Annotated in this window: 17 protein-coding genes; 8 read left to right on the forward strand and 9 right to left on the reverse strand. The window is 33.8% G+C overall.

All coding sequences use genetic code 11. The features are described from left to right. Positions 1-47 precede the first annotated feature (47 nt). Positions 48-1,883 (reverse strand): serine hydrolase domain-containing protein, encoded by a 1,836-nt coding sequence (locus ACFSR1_RS07445; RefSeq protein ID WP_378291154.1) that lies wholly within the window; start codon positions 1,881-1,883, stop codon positions 48-50. Between the two features lie 112 nt (positions 1,884-1,995). Here ACFSR1_RS07445 and pdxR point away from each other — a divergent pair, with 112 nt between their 5' ends. Next, positions 1,996-3,501 carry a MocR-like pyridoxine biosynthesis transcription factor PdxR gene (pdxR, locus tag ACFSR1_RS07450; RefSeq protein WP_378291156.1) on the forward strand — a complete coding sequence of 502 codons (1,506 nt, stop codon included), beginning with the start codon at positions 1,996-1,998 and terminating at the stop codon, positions 3,499-3,501. A 26-nt stretch (positions 3,502-3,527) separates the two neighbouring features. Here pdxR and ACFSR1_RS07455 read toward each other — a convergent pair whose 3' ends face one another. Together ACFSR1_RS07455 and ACFSR1_RS07460 are read right to left on the reverse strand one after the other, a co-directional pair. Continuing rightward, positions 3,528-4,502, reverse strand: a complete 975-nt coding sequence (locus tag ACFSR1_RS07455; protein WP_378291158.1) for an alpha/beta fold hydrolase — start codon at positions 4,500-4,502, stop codon at positions 3,528-3,530. Positions 4,503-4,521: 19 nt separating this feature from the next. After that, complete coding sequence (locus ACFSR1_RS07460; RefSeq protein ID WP_378291160.1) at positions 4,522-5,097, reverse strand: pentapeptide repeat-containing protein; 576 nt, start codon at positions 5,095-5,097, stop codon at positions 4,522-4,524. A 229-nt stretch (positions 5,098-5,326) separates the two neighbouring features. On the opposite strand from ACFSR1_RS07460, the gene ACFSR1_RS07465 reads away from it, so the two are divergent. Further along, on the forward strand, positions 5,327-10,318 hold the full coding sequence (locus ACFSR1_RS07465) for a translocation/assembly module TamB domain-containing protein (RefSeq protein ID WP_378291162.1): 4,992 nt from the start codon (positions 5,327-5,329) through the stop codon (positions 10,316-10,318). A gap of 2 nt (positions 10,319-10,320) precedes the next feature. Beyond that, the gene (gene tamL, locus ACFSR1_RS07470) at positions 10,321-12,582 is read left to right on the forward strand and encodes a translocation and assembly module lipoprotein TamL (protein WP_378291164.1); all 2,262 of its coding nucleotides are present in this window, start codon (positions 10,321-10,323) and stop codon (positions 12,580-12,582) included. 5 nt (positions 12,583-12,587) lie between these two features. Here tamL and ACFSR1_RS07475 read toward each other — a convergent pair whose 3' ends face one another. Both ACFSR1_RS07475 and ACFSR1_RS07480 read right to left on the reverse strand, forming a co-directional pair. Further along, positions 12,588-12,965, reverse strand: a complete 378-nt coding sequence (locus ACFSR1_RS07475) for a VOC family protein (protein ID WP_378291165.1) — start codon at positions 12,963-12,965, stop codon at positions 12,588-12,590. A 138-nt stretch (positions 12,966-13,103) separates the two neighbouring features. Then, positions 13,104-14,279: a proline dehydrogenase family protein gene (locus ACFSR1_RS07480; RefSeq protein WP_378291167.1), complete on the reverse strand. Its 1,176-nt coding sequence runs from the start codon at positions 14,277-14,279 to the stop codon at positions 13,104-13,106. 166 nt (positions 14,280-14,445) lie between these two features. On the opposite strand from ACFSR1_RS07480, the gene aroB reads away from it, so the two are divergent. Further along, positions 14,446-15,516: a 3-dehydroquinate synthase gene (gene aroB, locus ACFSR1_RS07485; RefSeq protein WP_378291169.1), complete on the forward strand. Its 1,071-nt coding sequence runs from the start codon at positions 14,446-14,448 to the stop codon at positions 15,514-15,516. Between the two features lie 103 nt (positions 15,517-15,619). On the opposite strand, the gene ACFSR1_RS07490 is transcribed toward aroB, so the two are convergent. Further along, positions 15,620-16,174 carry a hypothetical protein gene (locus tag ACFSR1_RS07490; protein WP_378291171.1) on the reverse strand — a complete coding sequence of 185 codons (555 nt, stop codon included), beginning with the start codon at positions 16,172-16,174 and terminating at the stop codon, positions 15,620-15,622. Continuing rightward, complete coding sequence (locus ACFSR1_RS07495; RefSeq protein ID WP_378291172.1) at positions 16,146-16,661, reverse strand: RNA polymerase sigma factor; 516 nt, start codon at positions 16,659-16,661, stop codon at positions 16,146-16,148. The genes ACFSR1_RS07490 and ACFSR1_RS07495 overlap by 29 nt, the downstream gene beginning before the upstream one ends. 131 nt (positions 16,662-16,792) lie before the next feature. On the opposite strand from ACFSR1_RS07495, the gene ACFSR1_RS07500 reads away from it, so the two are divergent. Together ACFSR1_RS07500 and ACFSR1_RS07505 are read left to right on the forward strand one after the other, a co-directional pair. Further along, positions 16,793-18,199 (forward strand): amidohydrolase family protein, encoded by a 1,407-nt coding sequence (locus ACFSR1_RS07500; RefSeq protein ID WP_378291174.1) that lies wholly within the window; start codon positions 16,793-16,795, stop codon positions 18,197-18,199. A gap of 253 nt (positions 18,200-18,452) precedes the next feature. Continuing rightward, the gene (locus ACFSR1_RS07505; protein ID WP_378291175.1) at positions 18,453-19,067 is read left to right on the forward strand and encodes a hypothetical protein; all 615 of its coding nucleotides are present in this window, start codon (positions 18,453-18,455) and stop codon (positions 19,065-19,067) included. 253 nt (positions 19,068-19,320) lie between these two features. Here the strand turns inward: ACFSR1_RS07505 and ACFSR1_RS07510 are convergent, their stop codons facing one another. Next, positions 19,321-20,763: an SLC13 family permease gene (locus ACFSR1_RS07510; protein WP_378291177.1), complete on the reverse strand. Its 1,443-nt coding sequence runs from the start codon at positions 20,761-20,763 to the stop codon at positions 19,321-19,323. Continuing rightward, positions 20,764-21,288, reverse strand: a complete 525-nt coding sequence (locus ACFSR1_RS07515) for a hypothetical protein (protein ID WP_378291179.1) — start codon at positions 21,286-21,288, stop codon at positions 20,764-20,766. A gap of 341 nt (positions 21,289-21,629) precedes the next feature. Between ACFSR1_RS07515 and ACFSR1_RS07520 the strand changes: the two genes are divergently transcribed. Both ACFSR1_RS07520 and ACFSR1_RS07525 read left to right on the forward strand, forming a co-directional pair. Further along, complete coding sequence (locus ACFSR1_RS07520) at positions 21,630-23,033, forward strand: FAD binding domain-containing protein (protein ID WP_378291181.1); 1,404 nt, start codon at positions 21,630-21,632, stop codon at positions 23,031-23,033. Beyond that, positions 23,030-25,294 (forward strand): xanthine dehydrogenase molybdopterin binding subunit, encoded by a 2,265-nt coding sequence (locus tag ACFSR1_RS07525; RefSeq protein ID WP_378291182.1) that lies wholly within the window; start codon positions 23,030-23,032, stop codon positions 25,292-25,294. The genes ACFSR1_RS07520 and ACFSR1_RS07525 overlap by 4 nt, the downstream gene beginning before the upstream one ends. Position 25,295 lies beyond the last annotated feature (1 nt).

The following is a 25,295-nucleotide window of genomic DNA, read 5'->3' on the forward strand; positions in this document are numbered from 1 at the left end:
TATTAATTAATTTTAAAATCATTTAGTTGTAAATACCTTCAAGTAAATCAATAACTCCAAAGTTTTAATCCAATAAAACCAACATCCCACAGATAAATTGATAGTATAATGGTTGCTATGGAGGTTGAAACATAATAAACTTTAAAACCTGTTCGATTTGATAACCGACCCCATCTCCATATTGTCATAAAAGAAAATCCTACCATAAAATACGAACTTAAATACACTACTACAGAATAGAAGTTCATACTTCCCGTATTATGAATATCATTCATTATGAAGCTAAACCCAACTAACATCAAAACAAAACAAAAAATCGCTCCAAATAATATAACGTGATTTAAAACTGGTGGTTTCTCTCTTTTAAAAAATCGACTTATAAACCATACCGAGCCATACAAAAGATATATAGCAGCTAGCAAAAAAGATAAAAACAATCCAAAAAATATGATTAGTCGTTTGATTCTTGATTCTTTCTCTGTGTAATTGTCATTAATCCAAAATACCTTTTTATTGTTTGATTCCATCAACATAGAAGAAGGAACACCCTCATTATTAAGATAAAATTGATTTTTTCCGGCGTAATATAATGTGTCTTTTGGTTTGCCCAGCAATGTTTTTGTTACTACTATATCATTATCAAAATCTAATACCAACCCGGCTAACATCCTATCAGAAAAAGCCATAAACTGATTTTTAGGACTTTTAAACTCATAAAATCCAGTGAATGTCTCTTTTAGATCCTCAGGCACTGGATAAACAATTCTTTGAGATGAATCGGTTTTATCTTTGGTTAAATATTTTAGAATTTCATCGACCAAAGCATTTGCATTTCCGTTGCGGTTAATTGATACAGCAATCCCTAAATCTATTTCCCTGGAATACACATACCTCGAAGCAAATCCATCTATTTCTCCCCCATGGCCATGAAAAAGATAGCCATTTTTCCAAACAGAATAATTTCCTAATCCATATCCAAATTCTAAACCTCTTCTTGCTGCAATGCTAGTTTTGGGGGTTTCTATCCTAGAAAATTCTTTTTCGGTTATCAATGCTGTATCCTTTTTCAACATAAACTGCAGGTAATTAGCCATATCTTCTGCATTGGCACAAAAATCCCCAGCCGGTCCTCCATTAATTGAGGTAAATGGAATTGGAATCAGATTTGCACCAATTTTTCGATATCCTTCTACGAAAGGAACATTGGGTGGTTTTTTAAAATAAAACCCTGAAGATTTCATTCTCATGGGATTCAAAATATTTTCCTTTATGTACTCGTTATATGGAACTCCGGAAATAACTTCTATTAAATGACCTGCAACTATATAATTAGGGTTTGAATAAGCTTTTCTATCCCCTGGTTTCCATCTGGATTTTAAAGAATTCTGATGGTCAACAACCATATTAAACACAGGTGGAGTTTCATTATCTCTTGTATTATACATGGCATGTAAATGAAAGTCCTCAAAACCTGAAGTATGCTCTAATAGATGCGATATCCTAACTGGATCATCATCCCTCCATTCATTATTAAACGGAAGATTTTGATCTATTTCTTCTATTGGCGTATTTAAGGAGTAAGAAGTCTCATTTAATAATTTATACAATCCAAAAGCTGTAAAAGATTTAGAAATCGATCCTTGACGAAATAAATGCTTAGAAGATACTCGTTCCTTTTCTTTTATATTGGCATATCCAATTCCACCGACAAAAATTATAGTATCAGAATTAACAATACTTATCATTGCTCCAGGAATCTGTTTCTCTTCAATGAAGTTTTCGATAGTATCAAGAAGGGAAGGAATATCATATTGACAAAATACTGACGATGAATTGATCATCATTAAAAATGATAATAGAAGTTTGATTGTCAACTTATTCATTATTTTTTTCTATTTAATAAATATTAAAAAGTGAATTAATTAGTAAACACATTTTTTTACGGAATAAATATAGTAGTTTTATGGAGTGTTAAACTAATCCAGTTTATATATTATGGGTAGTCCGGATGTATTTCCATTTAAAAGTAACATTGATTTAGATAGAAACTCTAGTAGACACCTTTATTTACAATTGTGCGATCAAATAATTGGATTTATTAAATCAGGCAAACTGGCTCCTTCATCAAAACTTCCCGGATCTCGCAAATTATCCGAAGATCTGGAGGTCCATAGAAAAACAGTGGTCGCTGCCTATGACGAACTAATATCACAAGGATGGATTGAGAGCATTCCCGCTAGAGGTACATTTATAAGCCAGGATTTACCGATTGTTAGTCCTAAAAAACTTCGGAGTTTTTCTAATACTTCAAGCAATAAAAACACGGCTGGTTTTAACTTCAAAAAGCGAAAACATCTTATAAGAAAAGAAATAGATACAATTCAAGCCGCACTAAAAATAGACGATGGAGTCCCGGATCACCGATTAGCTCCGATTGAAGATATCGCCAAAATCTATAGGAACATCACTAAAAAAGTTCATCATAGAGAACTCCTTACCTATGGCGATATATATGGAAATATGGATTTACGCAAGGCACTAGTCATTTATCTCAACCAAACCAGAGGATTAAAGATAACTGTAGATAACATCCTAATCACCAGAGGAAGTCAAATGGGTATTTATCTAGCTAGCCAATTGCTATTAAATGACAAAAAAACTATTATCACAGGAACTACTAATTATATGACTGCCGATAATACATTTACAGAAGCCGGTGGAATTATAAAACGTGTTTCTGTTGATGCGCAAGGGATCAAAACCAATGAAATTGAAAAGATCTGTAAAGAACAACCCATTAGTGCTATATACGTTACAACTCACCACCATCACCCTACCACTGTTACCTTATCAGCAGAACGACGTATGCATTTATTAGATTTAGCACAGCAGTATAACTTCGCAATAATAGAAGATGATTATGATTATGATTTTCATTACAGTAATGCTCCTATTCTTCCATTAGCAAGTAATGATACGCTTGGAAACGTTATATATATTGGTGGTTTTACAAAGATTATTGCTCCGGCACTGCGTATTGGTTATTTCATTGCACCAAAAGAGGTAGTAGATGAAGCCGCAAGATTAAGAAGAATCCTGGACAGACAAGGTGATACATTACTAGAACAAACGCTGGCGAGAATGATTAGTAATGGCGATGTGCAAAGACATAGTAATAAAGTACGAAGGATTTACAAATCACGTAGAGATTTGTTTTGCAAGTTGTTACAGAAAAAACTTACTAACTACTTTGAATTTGAAATTCCCAAAGGCGGAATGGCAGTTTGGGTACAATTAAAGAAACCATATCATTGGGACTTGGTAATAGCTGAATCCCATAAACAAAATTTAGTTTTCATAAATGATTGGAAGCGATATGATAATGACAACACTGATCACAATGGTTTTAGAATTGGGTTTGCAAAATTTAATGAAGAAGAAATACATACCATAATCAACACCTTGGAAGAGGTTATGGAATCTATTGATGAAAAAAAATAATTCACAATAGTTGAGAATCCAATGAATTACTCCGAATCTCTGGCAAGAAAATCCATAGCTATTTTTGCACTTTCCTCGGGTCTTTCTTCCATTGGCAAATGACCAGTTTCCTTCATGATAACTAATTTAGAATTAGGAATGGCTTCGTCAAACTTATAGGCAGATTTCACAGAAATCCAACGATCATTTTCGCCCCAAAGAATAAGCGTTGGATTGTTTATTTCCTTTAATTTATACGATGTATCTTTTCCTTTTTTCATAGTAAGTCTATCCATAAAAGCTTGACGATTTCCTTCTCTTAAGGCGAAATCGTGGTATTGCTTAACCAAAGCATCTGTTACCATACTATCATCATAATACACCTGTTTCAAGTTATTACGAATAATTGATTTTGGCGTAAAATAGAGGAATATTTTATTGATAACTGGAATACGAGCTAATCTAAAAATTGAAAAACTACTACGTTTCTTTTCTTTACTTTCATTGGTTTGCTTCTTTGGTATAACCCTATATCCCGAAGCATCTAATAATAATAATTTCTCTACCTTTTCTGGATAATCTGATGCAAAATTCCAGGCGATACCACCTCCTAAAGAATTACCTGCAAGATGAAAACTTTCGAGTTTTAAATTACTTACAAAATCATATAAGAACTTCGTATAACTATCAATAGAATACGCTCCTCGTATATGAGGACCTGTTAATCCAAAAGCGGGTAAATCTATGCTTATTACACGATAATTCTTTTTTAATGTATTTGCCCAACCCTCCCAGGTATGCAGTGATCCTCCACTGCCGTGTAATAAAACAATAGGAACACCAGATCCTTGATCAGTATAGTGAACTCTCATTCCATCTACTTCTATAAACTTAGAATAAGAATAGGTGTATTTTTCTTCTAACTCTTCTAAAGGGATATCAAAATCCGCAAGAAAAAATAATGATAAAAAGATGAAAGCAACAAAAGTCAACAATTTCTTATATTTTCTTATTTTTCTCATGTCGTTAAGAGTTTATGGACTACTTGAAAACAAGTTGGTATTTATATAGTAGACCTTGTAAATTAGTTTTAGAAAAAATCGCTCCCTTCAACATATTTATTTCAGGGTTAATCGTATAATTAAATGCAGTGCTGAAGTCTACCTTTTCGGCATTAGTTTGTTCAAAAATAGTTTTTGTTAAATCACAATTCTTAAACTCTGAACCAGAAATAATAGCTTCAGCAAAATCAGTTTCCAGAAGTTTGCAATCTATAAACTTTGTGTTTTTTAGCTGAAACCCATGAAAAGATGCATAATCCAGCATACACCCTTTAAACGTTGCCGAAAACATAAAGTCATTACAACTACTAAAATTTGCTCCCAATAACTTACAGTTTTCAAAAACGCACTCATCTCTAAATGCTGTTTGCTTCATCATTACTTTCGTAAAATTACAATCTATAAATGTGCATTCTAAAAATGTAACCACGGATATGTCTGCTTCAGTAAAATTACAATTAGTAAACGTACAACTATCATATTCAATACTTGGTAATTTTTGTCCTGAAAAGTTTTTATCTTGGAAATTTTGCTCGATTATTGGATGATCATTCATGTATTACTATTGTAAGTTTAAAATTAAATATTTCCTTTCAATCCAAAACACTATTCCTACTATTTTTATAAGGTTACTATTTAATTTAAACGTTCTTTCTAACTGATATGATAAAACTTTTAAACCAATCGATATCATTAAGACCATATTAAGATAAAATTCAAAAGAGATTAACTTTTAACAATGTACATTTGTTTTAAAACGCATAAATAATAGTATACTTTTTCCTGTGAACAAAAAAAAGAAGAAAAAATATAGATGGTTAAAACTACTATCCAAAATAATTACCAGCATACTTTTCATATTCATTCTTTTAATTCTATTTATAAGAAGTCAATGGGGTCAAGACATTATTGTAGACAAATTAGTCTCTTACATATCGGATAAAACCGGAACAGTTGTCAATATTGACAAAGCCTATATTACATTCTCCGGAAATATTCTTTTAGAAGGTGTTTACATAGAAGATCAAAAGCAAGACACACTGCTATATTCAAACAGACTAGAGGCTTCTATAGCTTTGGTTCCTTTGATCAGAGGAAAACGTTATCATCTAAAATCTTTAGATTGGAATGGTGTAAAAGCAAATATCATCAAAACACAGGAAACGGCTTCGTTCAACTTTGATTTTATAGTCGAGGCTTTTACATCCAATAATGATTCCGTATCACAACCAACAGATTCTACACAAACTGTTCCAATTAAAATTGGAAATATTGCATTAAACGATTTTGATGTTACCTTTCTGGACGAATCTTCCGGAATCGATAGTAGTTTTAAGCTAGGCACTTTAGAAGTAGAAATAGAAAAATTTGACTTGGAATCCATGTTTTTTGAAATCGATGAATTAGAATTCACAAATTCAATTGTCGATTATACTCAAACTAGAGCAACTAAGCCAGATACCACTATCAGCAATAACCGTTTACCTATTATAAAAATAAACGAGCTCACAATTCAAGAAATAGAAGCTAATTACACATCAATACCTGAAAAAAATACGTTGATTTCTAATATAAGTGAGTTATCTATAGAATCAGGTTTTATAGATTTAGAAAAGCTTAATTATCAAGTGGATGTTTTAGCACTCAACGACTCAAAAATCTCGTATGTAGATTTAAATAATACATCCAACAACACTATAAATAACGCTCCTTTTACCTTTGAATGGCCAGATATAAATGTAAAAGCTAATCGATTATCCTTACAAAATAATTCTATACAATACCGTACCACTCCTAATATCATAAGTACTTCAGAATTTAATCCTAATCATATTGAATTCAGTTCTTTAACACTAAAAGCTAATAATCTTACATTAATACAGGGTAAAGCAAATATTGATCTTGCTAAGTTGTCTTTTAGCGATCGTAGCGGATTTAGACTCAATAACTTTTCCTCTAAAATAAGTATCAATGATTCTTCAGGCTTAGCAATGAATAATCTAATTATAAATACGAATAGTAGCAACCTAGATGGTAGCATAAATTTACGTTATACTTCCTTAACTAATTTCATCAATAATCCAGAGAAATCAAAGATGGATATTGATTTAGATACTATAAATATTGATATACGAGATTCTTATTATTTTCAACCGGATATAGCGAAAAATTCTTATGTAGATTCTTTAGCTCAGAAAAAAATTAGTGGCTCACTACAAATTGATGGGAAAATATCTGATTTCAACGCAAACGTATCTAGTTTGAATTGGGGAACAGATACTAAAATAAAATTGAAAGGAGGAATAAAAAATCTTCTCACAGAAGAAGAGCTTGTTATTGATAGTTTAAGTTATAAAGCCAGTACGACACGTGATGACATTAAGAACTTTGTAAATGAATCAGAATTGGGAATTGCTCTTCCAAAAGAAGCATCCATAAATGGTCAACTAAATGGTTCTTTTAATGATATCAAAGGTAAATCTGTGATTGAGACCTCCTTGGGATCTGTGACTATTGAAGGAAATTATAAAAACAAAAATTCTATAGCATTTACCGGAGATATTGAGATAATAAGGGTTCAACTCCAAAGGCTATTAAAGAATGAACAACTTGGTCCACTCTCTTTTTCTGCAAAACTATCGGGATCAGGAACTTCTCTAAACACATTAAATGCAACTTTGGACTCTAATTTTAAACAATTGACTTATAATGAATATGATTTTTCTAATCTATCATTAGAAGGTAAAATTACACAGGGGAAAGGTAACGTAAATGCAAAGTTTAAAGATGATAATCTAAATTTATTGCTGGATACAAAGGTGGAATTAGACTCTATTTCACCTAAAATTAACGGATTGGTAAATATAAAAGGAGCTGACCTCAATGGACTGGGCATCACGCAAGAACCGATTAAAACTCAATTCAAATTATTTGTTGATTTTGAAGGGAATCCGGATAATTTCGGATTTACTTCTAATATCACCGATGCTTTAGTTGTAAAAGGAAGTGAACCCTATCCAGTTAATGACATTAACATCACCGCATCCAGCAATGATCAACAAACAAAGGCCTCAATAGATAGTAGATTTTTAAATGCTAACTTATTTGCTGATGCAAACATTAGTAAAATAAATTCCTCGATACAAACTCAGTTAAAAAGTTATATCTCAGCATCTGATGTGAGAGATACCCTAAGAAAACCGGTAGCTATTAAAATGAATATAACGCTTAGAGAAAAACCGATACTTAGCGACGTATTGCTTCCTGGAATTAAGAAAATGGACTCTATTACAGCTTCTATCAATTTTATTGAAGAAAAAGAAAAACTTACCGCCAGCATTAAAGCTCCTTCTGTACAATACTATAATAGTAGTATAGACAGTCTTGATCTTACGATTAATGGAGACGGGAAGGACTTAAACTTTTCTTTGGGATGGAAGAATATTTTATCAGATCCCATACATATAAATAAAACTTCTATCGATGGAGTACTAGAAAATCAAACCTTATTACTTGATTTTAGTACAAACAATGAAACTGATGAGATCGCTCGTTTGCGATCCGAATTACGTCTCAAAAATGATACACTATACTATCATATAAATCCAGCATCTGTAATTTTTGACAAAAATCCCTGGTCAATTTCTGAGAATAATCAAATTACTATAGCCAAGAACTATCTAGTTTTTCAAGATTTTCAATTATCTCAAAACCAACAACAATTAACAATTAGCTCTCATGATCCTTCTATCGATAAAGAACATATCAAGATTGCATTCCAAAAGTTTTATTTATCAACGTTTACCTCCATTCTAAGTAATGACGAAGTATTGGCCAATGGAGTCCTTAATGGCGAATTGACTATCGAAAAACCATTTGATGAAACAGGATTAATTGCGGATATAGCTATTGATAACTTAGAAGTTACAGAAATACCTTTAGGTGATCTTACACTAAATGCCACATCCAAAAGCTTAGAAAATTATGATCTGGCATTGAAGCTAAACGGTGAAAATGCTGAATTAAGTCTCAATGGAGATTATAAAGCATCTGAAAACGCAGCTGATATAAATCTGGACTTTAACCTCGAAAAGTTAAATATGAAAGTCATAGAAAAGTTTGTAGACGATCAAATTTCAGATACCAAAGGGAAAATTACCGGAAGTGCAAAAATTACAGGCACCACTTTAGAACCTAAATATGACGGAGTATTTCATTTTGAAAACACCAGCTTTATTGTTAATACACTAAATACAAGATTTACATTTCCCGAAGAGAATATAAAAATTAATAATTCCGGATTATTTCTAAATAATTTTACGATTGCCGATGGAAATCAAAACACCTTTTCACTGGATGGAAAAATAGGAACCAAAAATAGCAACAATCCTAATTTTGATCTTAAGCTAAAAACTAAAAACTTTCAGATTTTAAATGCAACTAGAGAAGATAATGATCTCTTTTATGGTAAAGTTAAAGTTACGGCCGATCTTGATATACAGGGAGACCTAAATATTCCTAAAGTTAGAGGAAATCTGGCAATTGATGAAGGATCTGACTTTACTTTGATCGTTCCCGAATCCGAACTCGATATTAAAGAGCGAGAAGGAGTCGTAGTATTCGTCAATCGAAAAAATCCTGACGCTATTATTACACGTAAAGAGGAGGATCAATATGCAACAGCATTACTAAAAGGGTATGACATTAATACACGATTGAAAATTGATAAAGGCTCAATTTTTAAGATTATCATCGACGAAAGAAGCAAAGATAACTTTCAGGTTTCAGGAAAGGGCGAATTTAAGTTCGGAATGGAACCAAATGGAAGAACCACACTCTCCGGACGTTATGATATTTCTGATGGTCATTATGAGGTGAGTTTGTATAATATTGTAAAAAGAAGGTTCTCTATTGCTCCCGGTGGTTCTATTACTTGGCTAGGAGATCCGTTAGATGCAAAATTAGATGTAACCGCTATTTATAATGTAGAAACCTCTGCTGCATCTTTAATGGCTTCTAAAACATCCGGAGAATCTGCAGGAGTAGTCAATCAATTCAGGCAAAAACTACCGTTTTTAGTATACCTTAATGTAGATGGAGAGCTACTAGAACCTGAAATTTCTTTTCAACTGGATATGCCGGAAGAAGAACAAGGATCTTTAGGAGGCGAGGTTTATGGACAAGTACAACAGCTTAACAATCAAGAAGAGGAACTAAATAAACAAGTTTTTTCTCTTTTAGTGCTCAACAGATTCTTTCCTCAGTCAGGAAGTGATGGCAGTAATGGTGGTGCAGTTTCTATAGCCAGAGACAATGTTAATAAGGTTTTATCTGGTCAACTTAATAATTTTTCTGATAAGCTAATCGGTGATACAGGCATAGAATTGGATTTTGGCCTCAACAGTTATACCGATTACCAAGGAAACTCCCCAGAAGACCGAACTCAATTAGAAATTAATGCACAAAAAAGATTATTTAATGATCGATTGATTGTTCAAGTAGGAAGCGATGTAGATATCGAAGGTAGCAGTCAGAACTCTGGTGAAAGTACTCCTGTAATAGGTAATGTAAGTCTCGAATATCTACTAACAGAAAATGGTAGATATCGTCTTAAAGGTTTTAGAAAAAATGAATTCGAAAGCGTTATCGACGGACAATTAGTTGTAACCGGAATAGCATTAATATTTAATAGAGAGTTTAATAAATTCAAAGAATTATTCTCTAAATCTGTCAAAGAACTGGAACAAAAGAAAATCAATAATAAAAAAGAAAATTGATCTTGAATAAAAACCTTATACTTTTTATCGGTATGATTATTCTGCTCTATTCTTGTGGAGTAAAAAGATTTATACCTAGTGATGAGCAGCTATACACAGGTGCTTCGTTAGGTTTACAAACAGAAGAGAGCATTGATAATCTAAAAGCAATAGAAGAAGAGCTAGAATCGGTACTTAGACCAAAACCAAACACTAAAATTTTAGGAATCAGACTAGGATTATACGCTTATTATAAAAACCAAAAGAAAAACCCTGGAGTTATCAATAGATTCTTATTTAAAAACTTTGGAGAGGAACCCGTCTATCTTTCTGATGTAGATCAAGCTCGTATAAACGAACTAATAGATAACAGACTGGAAAACAGAGGTTTTTTCAGAAGTATCATAGATTCCGAGGTTATTAAGGATAGTACCAGAGCCAGGATCAAATATAAGGCATCAATTAATGAACCTTACAAATTAGAAACCTATCAATTAAACGCTACAACATATCCTATTGGTGAGGATATTAAAGCAACATTAGCAAATAGCTTGATCAAAAAAAATGATCGTTTTGATCTTGCTTTATTTGAATTAGAACGAGAACGAATTGATAGATCATTAAAAAACAAAGGGTATTACAATTTTAATGCAGATTTCCTAATCTTCGAAGCAGATACTAATCAATATAAAAACAAACGTTTCGATTTATTTTTGAGATTAAAAAAAGAAGTGCCCGAAAAATCTTTGGTACCTTATAAAGTTGATGAAATCAATGTTTATCCAAACTACGCGATAGATACTGATAGTATTATAAAGGATACTGTATCCTACTCAGGTATTAATGTTATTCAGAATAAAGAATATTTTAAACCTAAAAGACTGGAATCCTATATTTTATTTGAAAAAGGACAATTATATAATCCCACTATTTCTAAAAGAACCAGTAACCGTTTATCCTCTATAGGAACCTACAAATTCGTAAACATAGAATATGATGTTCTTGATACAGGCAACAATGGTACTGGAAACGGTAATCTGACTGCTAATGTATACTTATCCCCCTTAAATAAACGTGCTATTAGAGCAGAGTTACAGGCTGTTTCTAAATCTAACAATTTTACAGGTCCTAATCTTTTGCTAACATATGCAAATAGAAATCTTTTTAGAGGAGGAGAAACGTTAAATTTAACGGCTTATTTGGGATATGAAACTCAATTATCTGGATCAGAAAATCAAGGACTAAGCAGCACGCAAATTGGATTTAAATCAGATCTTATATTTCCCAGATTGTTGTTTCCCATAGAAATTATGGATCGATTTAAATATGCGGTACCAAAGACAATTGTTAGTGCGGGATTCGAATACCTTAATAGAAGTAAATTATACAGCCTGAATTCAATCAATGCCAGTTTTGGATATAGCTGGAATGCCAATCGTTTTGTTAATCACGAACTGAACCCAATAAGTATTAATTATGTAAATCTTTCTAATACAACACAAGAGTTTAAAGATATCCTCAATGAAAATCCTTTTTTGGCAAGTAGTTTTGATCAACAGTTTATTGCAGGACTCACCTACTCTTTTATATATAATGAGCTTAATGACAGTTCTATTAAGAATGCTTTTTATTTTAATGCAAACTTTGATATCGCTGGAAATACCATTAGCCTTTTTGGAAAAAATGAAGAAGGAACAGAATCTGATTCATTTTTAGGATTAGAATATGCTCAATATGTAAAAGCCGATATCGATTTTAGATATCATTTTAGTTTAGGTAATGATCAAAAACTGGTAACCCGTTTATTTGGTGGATGGGGATTGGCGTATGGTAACTCTACAACATTACCTTTTTCAAAACAGTATTTCGCTGGAGGACCTTTTAGTGTAAGAGCCTTTAGAATACGATCACTCGGTCCCGGAACTTATACACCTAGCGATGAAGATTCTGGATCCTTTTTTGACAGATCAGGAGACATACGACTAGAAGCTAATTTAGAATACAGATTCCCTATAATTCCATATCTGAAAGGTGCTGTTTTTGCAGACGCAGGAAATGTATGGCTTATGGAAGAGAATAATGCCTTATCCGGAGGAAAATTTTCCTCTAATTTTATAAATGAATTAGGTATTGGCGCGGGTGTTGGCTTGCGGGTGGATATTCAAAACTTTGTAATTCGATTTGATCTGGCAGCTCCATTAAATGATCCTTCAGAAGAAGAACAAAATTTTAAATTTGATATTGCTAATCCCATATTGAATTTTGCAATTGGGTATCCTTTTTAAAACAATTACCTAACGCGCCATGGTGGATTCTTACGATTATCTCCTGCAAAATACAAAATGATTTGATTCCCATCAGGGTCTTTAAGCCTTGCTTCTCTCCATAACCAGCTTTGATTGATCGGCAGTTGGTCAAACTGTAATCCTTCTGCAACTAATCGTTCTACTTCTTGATCTAATTGTACGGTTTCAAAATATACATAAACCCCATCTCCTTCAGGTAATTTTTCGACTTGATGGATAGAAAAGGTAGCATCACCTTCTTTACATTCAAAACGAGCATAATGAGGCAACGCTTTTACGATTAATCGTAAACCAAGTTTCTCATAAAACGAAATAGATCGTTCTACATTAAGAGATGGAACGGTGACTTGGTTTAGGTTCATTGCTTAAACATTAATACATATAATAAAATTTGTGCTACACTTACCCTCTCTGTCAAGATGTATCTTGACATCTCTCCCTCTAAGGGAGAAGCTGGAATTGTTCTTTTAGTAAATCTGTTGACTAAAGACTGCCAACTATTATAACTTTCTTCTTTTTCTTTCCTTTGATAATAAATCTAATTCCCTAGTAGTTTGTCCGGCAACAGAGGTGTTTTCTTCAGCTCTACGTATTAAATAAGGCATTACATCCCTAACCGGTCCAAAAGGAAGGTATTTAGCCACATTATAACCTTCTGCTGCTAGATTAAAACTAATATGATCACTCATACCATACAACTGTCCTAACCATACTCTAGGATCACTCTTAACTATTTGCTCTTTTCTCATTAACTCAATAGCTTGGTAACAGCTATCTTCGTTATGAGTGCCTATAAATACGGAAATATCATCTAGGTTTTGTAATATGTAAACTAACGTGGTATTAAAATTAAGATCTGTAGCAGCCTTACTTTCACAGATAGGTGTTGGGTATCCTTTTTCTGCAGCACGATCATTTTCTTTTTCCATATACGCACCGCGCACGATCTTCATTCCGATTTTAAAACCAGATTCTTTTGCTTCTTGATGCAATTTCTTAAGATAGTCAAATCGATCATGTCTGTACAATTGTAAGGTGTTATATACAATTGCTTTTTCTTTATTGTACTTAGCCATCATTTTGGCTACCAATTCATCAGCAGCATCCTGCATCCAGCTTTCTTCGCCGTCAATTAATAGCGGAACATCACATTCATAGGCTTTTTTGCACACCTGATCAAAACGTTCCTCAATCCTACTCCATTCTTTCTCCTCTGCCACAGTTAGCGGTGTCCCTTCTGTTTTCTTTTGCCAAACCAAAAACCGACCTAAACCTGTAGGTTTGAAAACTCCAAAAGGAATTGCTTCTTTTTGATCTACAAAATCTAAGATTTGCATTGTTTTCTCTAGTACGTGGTCAAACTGTGCTTCTTCCTCTTTACCCTCTACAGAGTAATCTAAAACAGAAGAAACCCTACCTTTTTCATACATTTTTTCCACTACCGGAATACAATCTTCTTCATCTACACCACCACAAAAATGATCAAAAACCGTTGCTCTAATTAATCCTTGTACGGGTAAATGAGCTTTTAATGCAAAATTAGTAACAGCAGTACCAATACGAACCAGCGGTTCATTAGCAATCATTTTGAAAAGAAAATAAGCTCTCTCTAGTTCAGAATCACTTTTTAAAGCAAAAGCAGTCTCGGTATTATCAAACAAAGTATGTTCCTTCATTAAATGCAAATTTTAAAGATTCGTAACTATTATAGTCAATTCACTAAAATTATGATGGTATTATCAATTACCAACTGTTTGTTTTAAGATATCTGCAAATATAGAACTTGGAAGTTTATTTTATTACAAATTCTACTTAATTTCACAGCCTGTTAAAACACCTTTTATGAAGCCCATAGTTTCTAAAGATTCTATCGTTTATTTCAATGATGAATGTTACGCTGCTCTTAATGCTTACCTGGAAAAAGCAAACCATTCCAAAATTTTTATTCTTGTAGATAGCAATACCTATGAGAATTGTTATACTCATTTTATGAGTAAAATAGAAAAAGAATATGAGATTGAAGTTCTTGAAATTGAACCAGGAGAAATCAATAAGAACATAGATACCTGTAGTAGTATCTGGAGTGTATTAGCAGAATATGGCGCAGATAGAAAAAGTTTACTAATCAATCTTGGTGGAGGTGTTGTAACGGATCTTGGTGGTTTCATTGCTTGTACCTATAAACGTGGTATTAACTACATCAATGTTCCAACATCATTATTGGCAATGGTAGATGCTTCTGTTGGTGGAAAAACAGGCGTAGATCTCGGGAATCTAAAAAATATGGTTGGTGTTATTAGTGAATCCGAAATGGTATTGGTGGACACAGAGTTTTTAGGAACATTACCTGTTAAGCAAATGTGCAGTGGTTTTGCAGAAATGCTTAAACACGGATTGATACAGGACAGAGCTTATTGGGAAAAAATGAGCGATCTTTCCAAATTAACCACGGATGATTTGGATCAATTGATTTATGACTCTGTAGTCATTAAAAATAAAATTGTTTTTGAAGATCCAACAGAGCAAAACATCAGAAAATATCTGAATTTCGGTCATACTTTAGGCCATGCCATTGAATCTTTTTATCTAACACATCCAGAAAAACCTGAATTACTACACGGTGAAGCGATTGCTATTGGAATGATACTAGAAGGATTTATTTCTGCCGCACAACTATCGTTAACAGAAGAAGAACTCATCATAATCAGCCATGTAATTCTCGCTACATTTCCAAAAGTCGACATTGATCCTAATGATTATAAAGCGATAATGGAACTACTGGTACACGATAAAAAGAATGAAAAAGGAAATATCTATTTTGTATTGTTAAACACCATAGGCGAGGCAAAATATAACTGTATTGTGTCTGATGATTTGATCATCGATGCTTTTGAGTACTATGCTTCGCTGTAATCTTTTTAAATAGGAAAGTAAATCGGTTTGTAGAATTTTAGTTTTTAAAACCTTTATTAAACCTGGATCTAAAAAATTTCCACTCTAATTCTGATAGTTCTGATTAAAATTCGTCAAAAATACTTTTTAATCGAATTATTCGACTGTAGTAAAATATTCTTGCATACAATATCATAAAGAGATCAAGCACACCGACAAGGATTAATAGTGTTTTACCCTGTTCGGTTTGAAAGAAATCCATCCATCCAAGTTCAGAATAATCTGCTAATTTCAGAATCCCTACAGCACTTATCAATACCAAATGTACAGTTACAAAAAATTGGATTAGATAGGTTTTGAGAAATCTAATGCAAGCATTAATATAATTCCTTACGCTGTCGGTAGGTTTTATTTTTTGTAGTTTTTTTAAAGTATGTAGTGTCAAAATGCATCCCGCAAAAAGTGATAGCAAACAAACGATCCATATAGAAAAGGTTACTCTATTATAAAACATAAAAAGAGCAGCAGCAACCAATATGCTAATGCCAAGCTCCACCTTTAGTATTTTGGTAAATTGATCTAGTTCATTATTTGATTTTTCTTTTAGGTATTTATCTACCTTTTCTTGTGTAATATCGTCTTTAGGAATTTCAGCCCACAGTTCTTCTAAGTCTTTCATCAATAATATCTTTTAATTTTTTCTTAATTCTGTTTACTCTTACACCTATGTTATTGGCTTGCAGCCCTACTACATCTGAGATTTCTTTATATTCTTTTTTCTCCAGATAAAGCATAATAATAGCTCTGTCTATAGTCTGCAACTGTCTAATAGCTTCAAAAAGCAATTGATAGTTGTCATTCGACTGATCTTCATCAACCTGTTCATCCAGTTTTCTATTAATTTCTATTCGATCTGTGGGAATTATTTGAACCCTCTTTTTCTTTTTCAGGTTGTACATGCATACATTAAGTGTGACTCTATATACCCAGGTAGATGATTTAGATTCTCCGCGAAAATTATCCAGGGACTTCCAAAGCTGGTAGCATACGTCCTGCACATAATCCTCAAAGTCCTGAGAATTATTGGTATAACCACGACATAATTTCTTTATGATCCCTATATGATCATTCAGAAATTGATGAAAATGTTCTTTTTTACTATCCATATTAAGGTGCACTTTCAACGATTAGTAATCAGAATTGTCCAAATATTACATCAAACAAAAAAAAATATTTAAATATGTAAGAAATCAATTATTTCATTACTAATCAGGGCAAAACTTAAAAACTTAAAGTAATGAAAAAACAATGTATAGTCTTATTAACTCTTTGTGCTTTATTTTTAATGAATGCAAAAGCACAAGATCTGGTCATCAAAAATGTAAATGTAATTGATGTAGAAAACGGAATCCTAAAAACTTCTCAGGACGTTTTGATTAAAGGAAAAAAGATTCAAAAAATAGTAAATTCAAAACCAGGCAAAGTTTACGAAAACGCCAAAGTTATTGATGGTACAGAAAAATATCTTTCTCCGGGATTTGTAAACTCTCACGTTCACGTAGCATTAGGACCTGTTGGGGTCGAATTTGAAGATAAAAAACCGGTATTGGCCATCAAATTGGAAAAAGAATTACCCAAAATCACACTCGAACTTTTGTTGGAATATGGAATAACAACGGCAAGAGATCCTGGTGGGTATACGCAATCAACAGTGCAAGCAAAAAAGCAGATAGAGAATGGTTTATTAAAAGGTCCTGAATTACTTGTTGCCGGCAGTATTTTGGATACTTCAAGATTTAAAAATCTGACAGCAACCGTGCACAATACGAGCCAAATTAGAGAAGAAATAAGAGCACAATATAAGGCCGGAGTCGATCTGGTGAAATTATATACCAGTTTGACTCCAGAGTTTCTTGAAGCTGGTATCGATGAAGCCCACAAGCTTGGTTTGGGAACCGTAGCGCACCTGCATTCGACTTCCTGGACAGAAGCTGCGAACTTGGGAATCGATAATATCGTACATATTATACCAGGTAACGATAGTTATATTCCGGAAAGTAAAAGAGAAGATTACCATAATGCGGAAAAAATGGGAACTAAAGCATTCTTCAAGTGGTTTGAGCTCGTAGATCTTGATAGCAAAGAAATAAAAGAAATGATCAAAGCTCTAAAATCGAATGACGTATCTATTGATCCCACATTAATTCCATTTCATGCTGCTTTCTTCGGAGATCAGGGATTATATCAGAGCAATGAATTACTAAAAAGGCTTCCAGAGCCTTTGGTAACTAACTGGAAAACCGTTTTTAACTTTAACATAGGATGGACCAAAGATGATTTTGAGATCGCACATAACGTTTGGCCCAAGGTAGAACGATTTACCAGAATGTTACACGAAGAAGGTATTATGTTAACTGCAGGGACTGACGCCAACAATCCTTGGATAGTTCCTGGAGATAGCTTTCATAAAGAATTAAAATTATTAAAAGCGTGTGGTATCTCGAATAAAGATGTATTACGAATAGCGACAATCAATGGAGCCAAACTTTTAAACCTGGAAAATCAGATCGGAAGTATTACAATAGGAAAAGATGCAGACTTGGTACTTTTAAGTAAAAACCCTTTAGAAGATATCTCTGCGACTAGCAATCTAGAATTAATCATCAGTAATGGAGAAATCATAAAACCACTATTATATAAATAACCCAGATATACTAAAAAAGAGAAGCAAAATAAATTGATTATTTTTGACACTTAATAGTCAATTTATTTTGCAATAAGTAATAATCTATTAAAAGAAATAAACCCTGAAGATCAAAAATGGCTTATAATATCTAATCAAAACCCAATATCCTTTGAAAAAACGACTCTTTAAACTCCTCAAAATATTCTTCACTAGTTTATTAGTAATTATCATTTTTTTGGTAGCAATTCTATACTTTTCACTACACAAAAAAATGCCAGAAGGTACATCTGGAACAGAAGCTGATAATTTTGCTTTACAAATCCAAAAAGCGGTACAACACGATAAATATGTGAATACTGATTATATACAATGGACCTTTAGAAATAAAAATCACTATCTCTGGAATAAAAAATCTGGAAAAGTCGAAGTAACATGGGAAGATTACAAAGCAAATCTAGATCTTCTAAATCCTAAAAATAGTACCATTAGCAAAGACAATGTAGATTTAGTCAATTCTGAAAAAGACGAGATGTTAGAAAAAGCATTGTCGTATTTTAATAACGATTCTTTCTGGGTAGTAGCACCTCACAAATTATTTGATACAGGTGTCACCAGAAAATTAGTCAATCTGGAAGATGGATCTAAAGGCCTACTGATCACCTATGGTTCTGGAGGCACTACTCCTGGTGATTCTTATTTATGGAAAGTGGATCAAAACTACCTACCGAAAAGCTATCAGATGTGGGTTTCTTTACTACCAATCGGTGGTGTTGAAGCAACTTGGGAAAATTGGACCACTACAGAAAGTGGTGCTTACCTAGCGAAACAACATAAACTATTAGGCTTTGGTATTCCGATAAGTAATCTGAGAGCTTGGAATGAGTGAATTAGTATTGAGAAGTTAGTATTGAGAAGTTAGTATTAAATAGTAAGCATAAAGAATATTAATTAATACGAGTATATTATTGGATTAAAGCATGTTTTTTAAACGTTTACTCGTTTCCTCCCCCTCTGGGAGAGGACTAAGGTGAGGGTTTTGATGTAAAATCCCCTCATCCAAACCTTCTCCCCAAGGAGGAGGAGTTTTCACATAACACTGAATAACAGTCAATTCATCTTATTTAATTGAATACTACATTTCAAAACAACAAAGACACATAAAACTTAAACAATAAGACCAGTAATATCACAGAGATGATATTTAGAATCAATCCTGCTTTAACCATTTCGGATACTTTTACATAACCACTGGCAAATACAATGGCATTGGGTGGTGTTGCCATCGGTAACATAAAGGCACAACTCGCTGCCATCGTTACCGGAATCAACAGATGTAGTATTGGTATATCAAGTCCAAGTGCTATTCCTGCAACCACAGGAACAAAAATGGCAACCAAAGCTACATTGCTCATCAACTCTGTCATAAAGAGCATAAAAACAATAAGTAACAGCGTCACCGCCAATAAACTTAAACCTTTATTGGCTGCGATCATATTAGCTACCAACTCTATAAGCCCTGCATGAGATAAACCACTTGCTAATGCTAATCCTCCGCCAAATAAGATAAGGATTCCCCAAGGTAGCTTCTGAGTGTCTTTCCAAATTAAGGTAAACTCACCTTTACTTAATCGAAACGGAATCACAAACAAAGCAAATGCTCCCATCATACTAATACCAGTGTCCGACAACTTAAGATCAGGGAAAAAACCATTAATGGTAGTTCTGGAAATCCATAAAAATATGACTACACAAAAAATGGTCAACACTCTGCGTTCAGTCTTCTTTATTTTACCAAGCTTTTTTAATTCTTGATGTATCACATCTTTGGATGCAGCAAAACTTGCAATACGATTCGGATATATCCATTTTACAATCACAACATATATAATTCCGATCATCAAAACAGAGAAAGGCAATGCCAATAACATCCAATTCAGAAAAGAGATTTCTATCTGATATTCATTTTCTAAAAACCCTACTAAAACAGAATTTGGTGGTGTTCCTATTATCGTTGCCACGCCTCCTACATTCGCAGAAAAAGCGATGCCGAGCATAATACTCAAGGCAAAGTTTCGATCGTTCTTGGTAAAACCATCTTCATCGTCTACTAATAACTGGATTACAGACAACGCAATTGGCAACATCACTACTGTACAGGCTGTATTACTGATCCACATACTCATAAAAGCAGTCGCAATCATAAACCCCAGAATGACCCGATCCGGACTGGTTCCTGTAATTCTAATAATAGATAACGCAATTCGCTTGTGTAAATTCACTTTTTCTAACGCCAAAGCCATCACGAATCCACCAAAAAAAAGAAATACAATAGGACTTCCATAACTTTGCGAAACGGTTTTTAGGTCTAAAACACCGACCAGCGGAAACAAAATCAATGGTATCAAAGCAGTTACCGATATAGAAACTGCTTCTGTAATCCACCAAACAATCATCCATACTGCTACCGAAAGTACTTTATCAGCAATTTCAGAAACCATCACTATAGGAAGATTGATCAAGACCAAAAACAATATGGGTCCGGCAATCAATCCAATCTTTTTAATCAGTGGATATCTTGTCATTTATTTTTTGCTACTTCCCGTGAACTGTTGGGATTTATTTTTGAATAACACATTAAATGTTGTCAAACTCCCATACATACGTGTAATGTATTGTTGTAAATCTATCTTATCCTGATCGTCTATTACTTTAGAACTATTGATCTTTTGTTCCATCACACGGATGCGATCTCGTACCATTACTATTTTATGAAAAAACGTATCAATCGGAATTTCTTTAGAAACAAGATTCGTATCACCGGGTTCTAGTATGATCTTACCTCCTTTCCATTTATCAGCAATCGGAACAATTTCGGATATATCACTGTAGCGTTTTAATAATTCCCTAAAGGTGTTTTCCACTTCATAGAAACTTACAGTATCTACTTCATCTTCTACCCCATCAATCACTTCAAAATCTTCATCGACATCAATGGTTTCTAATCCGTTTTCTATAAATGTTACCCAATACATCTTTGATGTCACATTAGTAACTACACCCAACCCATAAGTTGGATGTTTAATTCTGGAGCCTATTCCTAATATCATTGGTATTTGTTTTTAAGCTAAAATATAAAAGTATGACGGTTTAGTCATATGATCTAGTGAGAAATCTAATATTCAGTATGATTTGATTAGGATATTTCCCTATACTCCGGTTTCGATGCTTGTGGGCTATACTTCGGTAAACTCAGCAGTCGTGGAGTCGAAGTCTGGGTACTCTCATGGTTCGAAAGCATCACCCTTCGTTAACGTGCCAATTCGAGGACTGTACTTCGGTACACTCAGCAACCGCTTAGCCGAAGTCCGATTTCACTTAAAGTTTCAATGAGAATTATAGCACTTCAGTCTTTATCAATTATAAGTTTTTAGTACCTTGCTTTCTACTTATGATTCAATTTATTTTAAATAACGAGGTTATTCACACATCTGCTAATGCAGGATTAACGCTTCTAGACTTTATTAGAGAACACAAGCAATTAAAAGGAACAAAAATTGGTTGTCGTGAAGGAGATTGTGGTGCATGTACAGTTTTGGTTGGACAACTAAATGATGACAAAGTCTCTTATCAAAGTATTACGTCATGTATTTCACCTCTCGGAAATGCCAACGGAAAACACATTGTAACGATCGAAGGAATTAATTTACCGAAAACACTGAATACAGTACAACAAGCCATGACCGATAACTATGCTACTCAATGTGGGTTCTGTACTCCGGGTTTTGTGGTTTCTATGACAGGGTACGCTATAGAAAAAGATAAAAATAACCTGGATTCTTGTAATGATGCCATAAGTGGTAATATCTGCAGATGCACGGGATATAAATCAATTGAGAAAGCGGGATTACTTATAGAAGAAAAACTGAAAGAAAAAGATACTAATGATACCGTTACTTGGTTGATCAAAGAGAAATTTATTCCTGATTATTTTGAAACCATTCCGCAGAAATTAAAAGATTTAGAGCCAAAAGTTCTTACCGGCGAAGGAAAAATAGTTGCTAGTGGAACTGATTTATATGTGCATAACGCAGATCAACTTGCCCAAGAACAAGTTCAGTTAATTGCGGGTCATAAAACTTTGACAGGAATTGAATTTACAGATTCAACTTGTACCATAGGTGCTAATACTACAGTTACAGAGCTATTAGAAAATAAGGAATTACGACTTCTATTTCCAAAGTTGAAGTCTTTTTTGAAACTAGTTTCTTCTGAACCCATACGGAATATGGGAACTTTGGGAGGAAACTTTGTAAATGCATCTCCAATCGGGGATATGACAATTTTCTTTCTAGCGCTCAATACCTCCTTAACAATACAAGCCGAAACTAAACAGGAAAGACAAATAGCATTTCAAGAATTTTATAAAGGGTATAAAACGTATGATTTACAGAAGGGAGAAATTTTGAAAAGTATTTCTTTCGATATTCTGGGAAACGAAGATTTTTATAATTTCGAAAAGGTGAGTAAACGAACCCATTTAGATATAGCGAGTGTAAATACCGCTGCAAAGATCACTTTAGATGATGATGTGATCAAAGAGGCGCATTTTTCTATGGGAGGCGTTGCTCCTATCCCAAAATATCTATTCGATACTAGTAATTTCTTAATCGGAAAAACAATAGGTTCAGAAACCATAAAAGAAGCTGCAGTAGTTTTACAATCCGAAATAACACCAATTAGTGATGTAAGAGGATCTGCAGACTATAAGCGTTTATTAGCCAAACAATTGTTCTTTGCACATTTTATCGAGTTATTTCCAACAAAAATTCAACTTCAAAAACTGATCGCATGATGAAGACGATGAAAAATATTGACAGTTTTACTCATGTTCGGGGAGAATCACTATTTGTTGATGATTTGATTACTAGGCAAGATACGTTGTATGGATTGGTATTTGATTCACCAAAAGCTCATGGGAAAATAAAACATGTAGACTATACAAAAGCAGAACAGGTTAAGGGCGTTGTAAAAATATTTACATACAAAGATATTTTGGGTGAAAACCAAATTGGTGGGATCATTCCGGATGAGCCTCTATGGGCAGAAGACGAAGTTCATTTTTGGGGACAACCTATAGCATTTATTGTAGCAACATCTGAAGCCATTGCAAAAAAAGCACGGCTGCTTATTGACATAGAGATTGAAGAATTATCTGTAATTACAACGGCAAAAGAAGCCAAAGAGAAACAGAGCTTCATCAATACTCCACGTTCGTTTTCATTAGGAGATACAGATGCAGCTTTTTCGGATTGTGATTACGTAATCGAAGGGGAAACTTTTTCTAACGGTCAGGAGCATCTTTATTTGGAAACGCAAGGTTGTTATGCTGTTCCTCAAGAAAATGGAAGTATTAAGATTACATCATCAACACAAGGCCCAACAGCAGTACAAAAAACGGCAGCTAAAGTTTTGGGAGTACCTATGCATAAGATAGAGATAGACGTTATTCGATTAGGTGGTGGATTTGGGGGAAAAGAAGATCAAGCAACTCCTTGGTCTGTTATGGCTGCAGTTGCCGTACAACATCTCAATAAACCTGTAAAATATATCCTAAACCGCCATGATGATATGCGCATGACCGGAAAACGTCATCCATATTCCTCTTTTTTCAAAATTGGGCTTGATAAAAACTTAAAAATAGTTGCGTTTGAAGCTGAATTTTTACAAAACGCAGGTGCAGCAGCAGATTTATCACCAGCAATTGCCGAGAGAACATTATTTCATGCCACAAACAGCTATTTTGTTCCTAATGTGAGTACAACCGTCTATAGCTGTAAAACAAACCTACCTCCCAATACGGCATTTAGAGGTTTTGGTGGCCCACAAGGAATGTTCGTTATTGAATCGGCTATTGCCAAGGCAGCAGATACAATAGGTATTGATAAACGAAAAATTCAGGAAGCCAACTTACTGGCCGAAAATGATGAATTCTCTTACGGGCAAATCGCAACCAACGTTGAAGCCCAAAATACTTGGTTTACCGCAAAAGAAAAGTTTGAACTTGATAAACTAGAGAAAGAAATTACTGATTTCAATGCTAATAATGCCCATTTCAAAAAAGGAATTTCTTTAATGCCTGTCACCTTCGGAATTTCATTTACAAACACCATGATGAATCATGCGAGAGCATTAATTCATATCTATCAGGATGGCAGTGTTGGTGTGAGTACAGGAGCGGTAGAAATGGGGCAAAGCGTTAATACAAAGATGCTACAAGTCGCTCAGAATGCGTTAGGTATTTCCGCTAATAAAGTAAAATTAGAAACAACCAATACCACTCGTGTCGCCAATACTTCACCTTCTGCAGCAAGTTCGACAGCAGATTTAAATGGAAAAGCTGTACTAAAGGCTTGTACTGCATTACTAGAAAGATTAGCAATAGTGGCTTCTAAAATGGTGACTGCAGATGTGTCCAAAATTTCTTTTCAAGAAGATTATGTTTTTGTAGATGGTAAAAAATCAAAAATAACATGGGAAGCAATCGTTGCTCAGGCCATGGCAGAACGTATTGCCTTATCAGAAAATGCACATTATGCAACCCCAGTTATTCATTTTGATAAAACTAAAGAAAAAGGACACCCTTTTGCATATCACGTGTATGGTACCGCCATTACATCTGTGACAGTGGATTGTGTGAGAGGAACCTATGAAATTGACTCCGTGAAAATTGTACATGATTTCGGAGAAAGTATGAATTTTGGTGTAGATATTGGTCAAGTAGAAGGTGCCCTCGCACAAGGAATTGGTTGGATGACTATGGAAGAAATCTCTTATAATAGTGATGGACGATTATTATCAAATGCATTGTCAACCTACAAAGTCCCGGATATATTTTCGGCCCCAAAGACAATCGAAACAATAGCTGTAGAAACGGATGGAAACGATATGGCGATCCACAAATCTAAAGCCGTTGGTGAACCTCCATTAATGTATGGAATTGGTGCGTACTTTGCAATTCAGCAGGCCGTAAAAGCATTCAACAAAAATTATAAACTAAAGTTTGATTCCCCCTTTACACCAGAAAAGGTACTCATGGGATTATACGAAAAGTAAT

The sequence above is a fragment of the Aquimarina rubra genome (assembly GCF_042684305.1).
Lineage (GTDB): Bacteria > Bacteroidota > Bacteroidia > Flavobacteriales > Flavobacteriaceae > Aquimarina > Aquimarina rubra.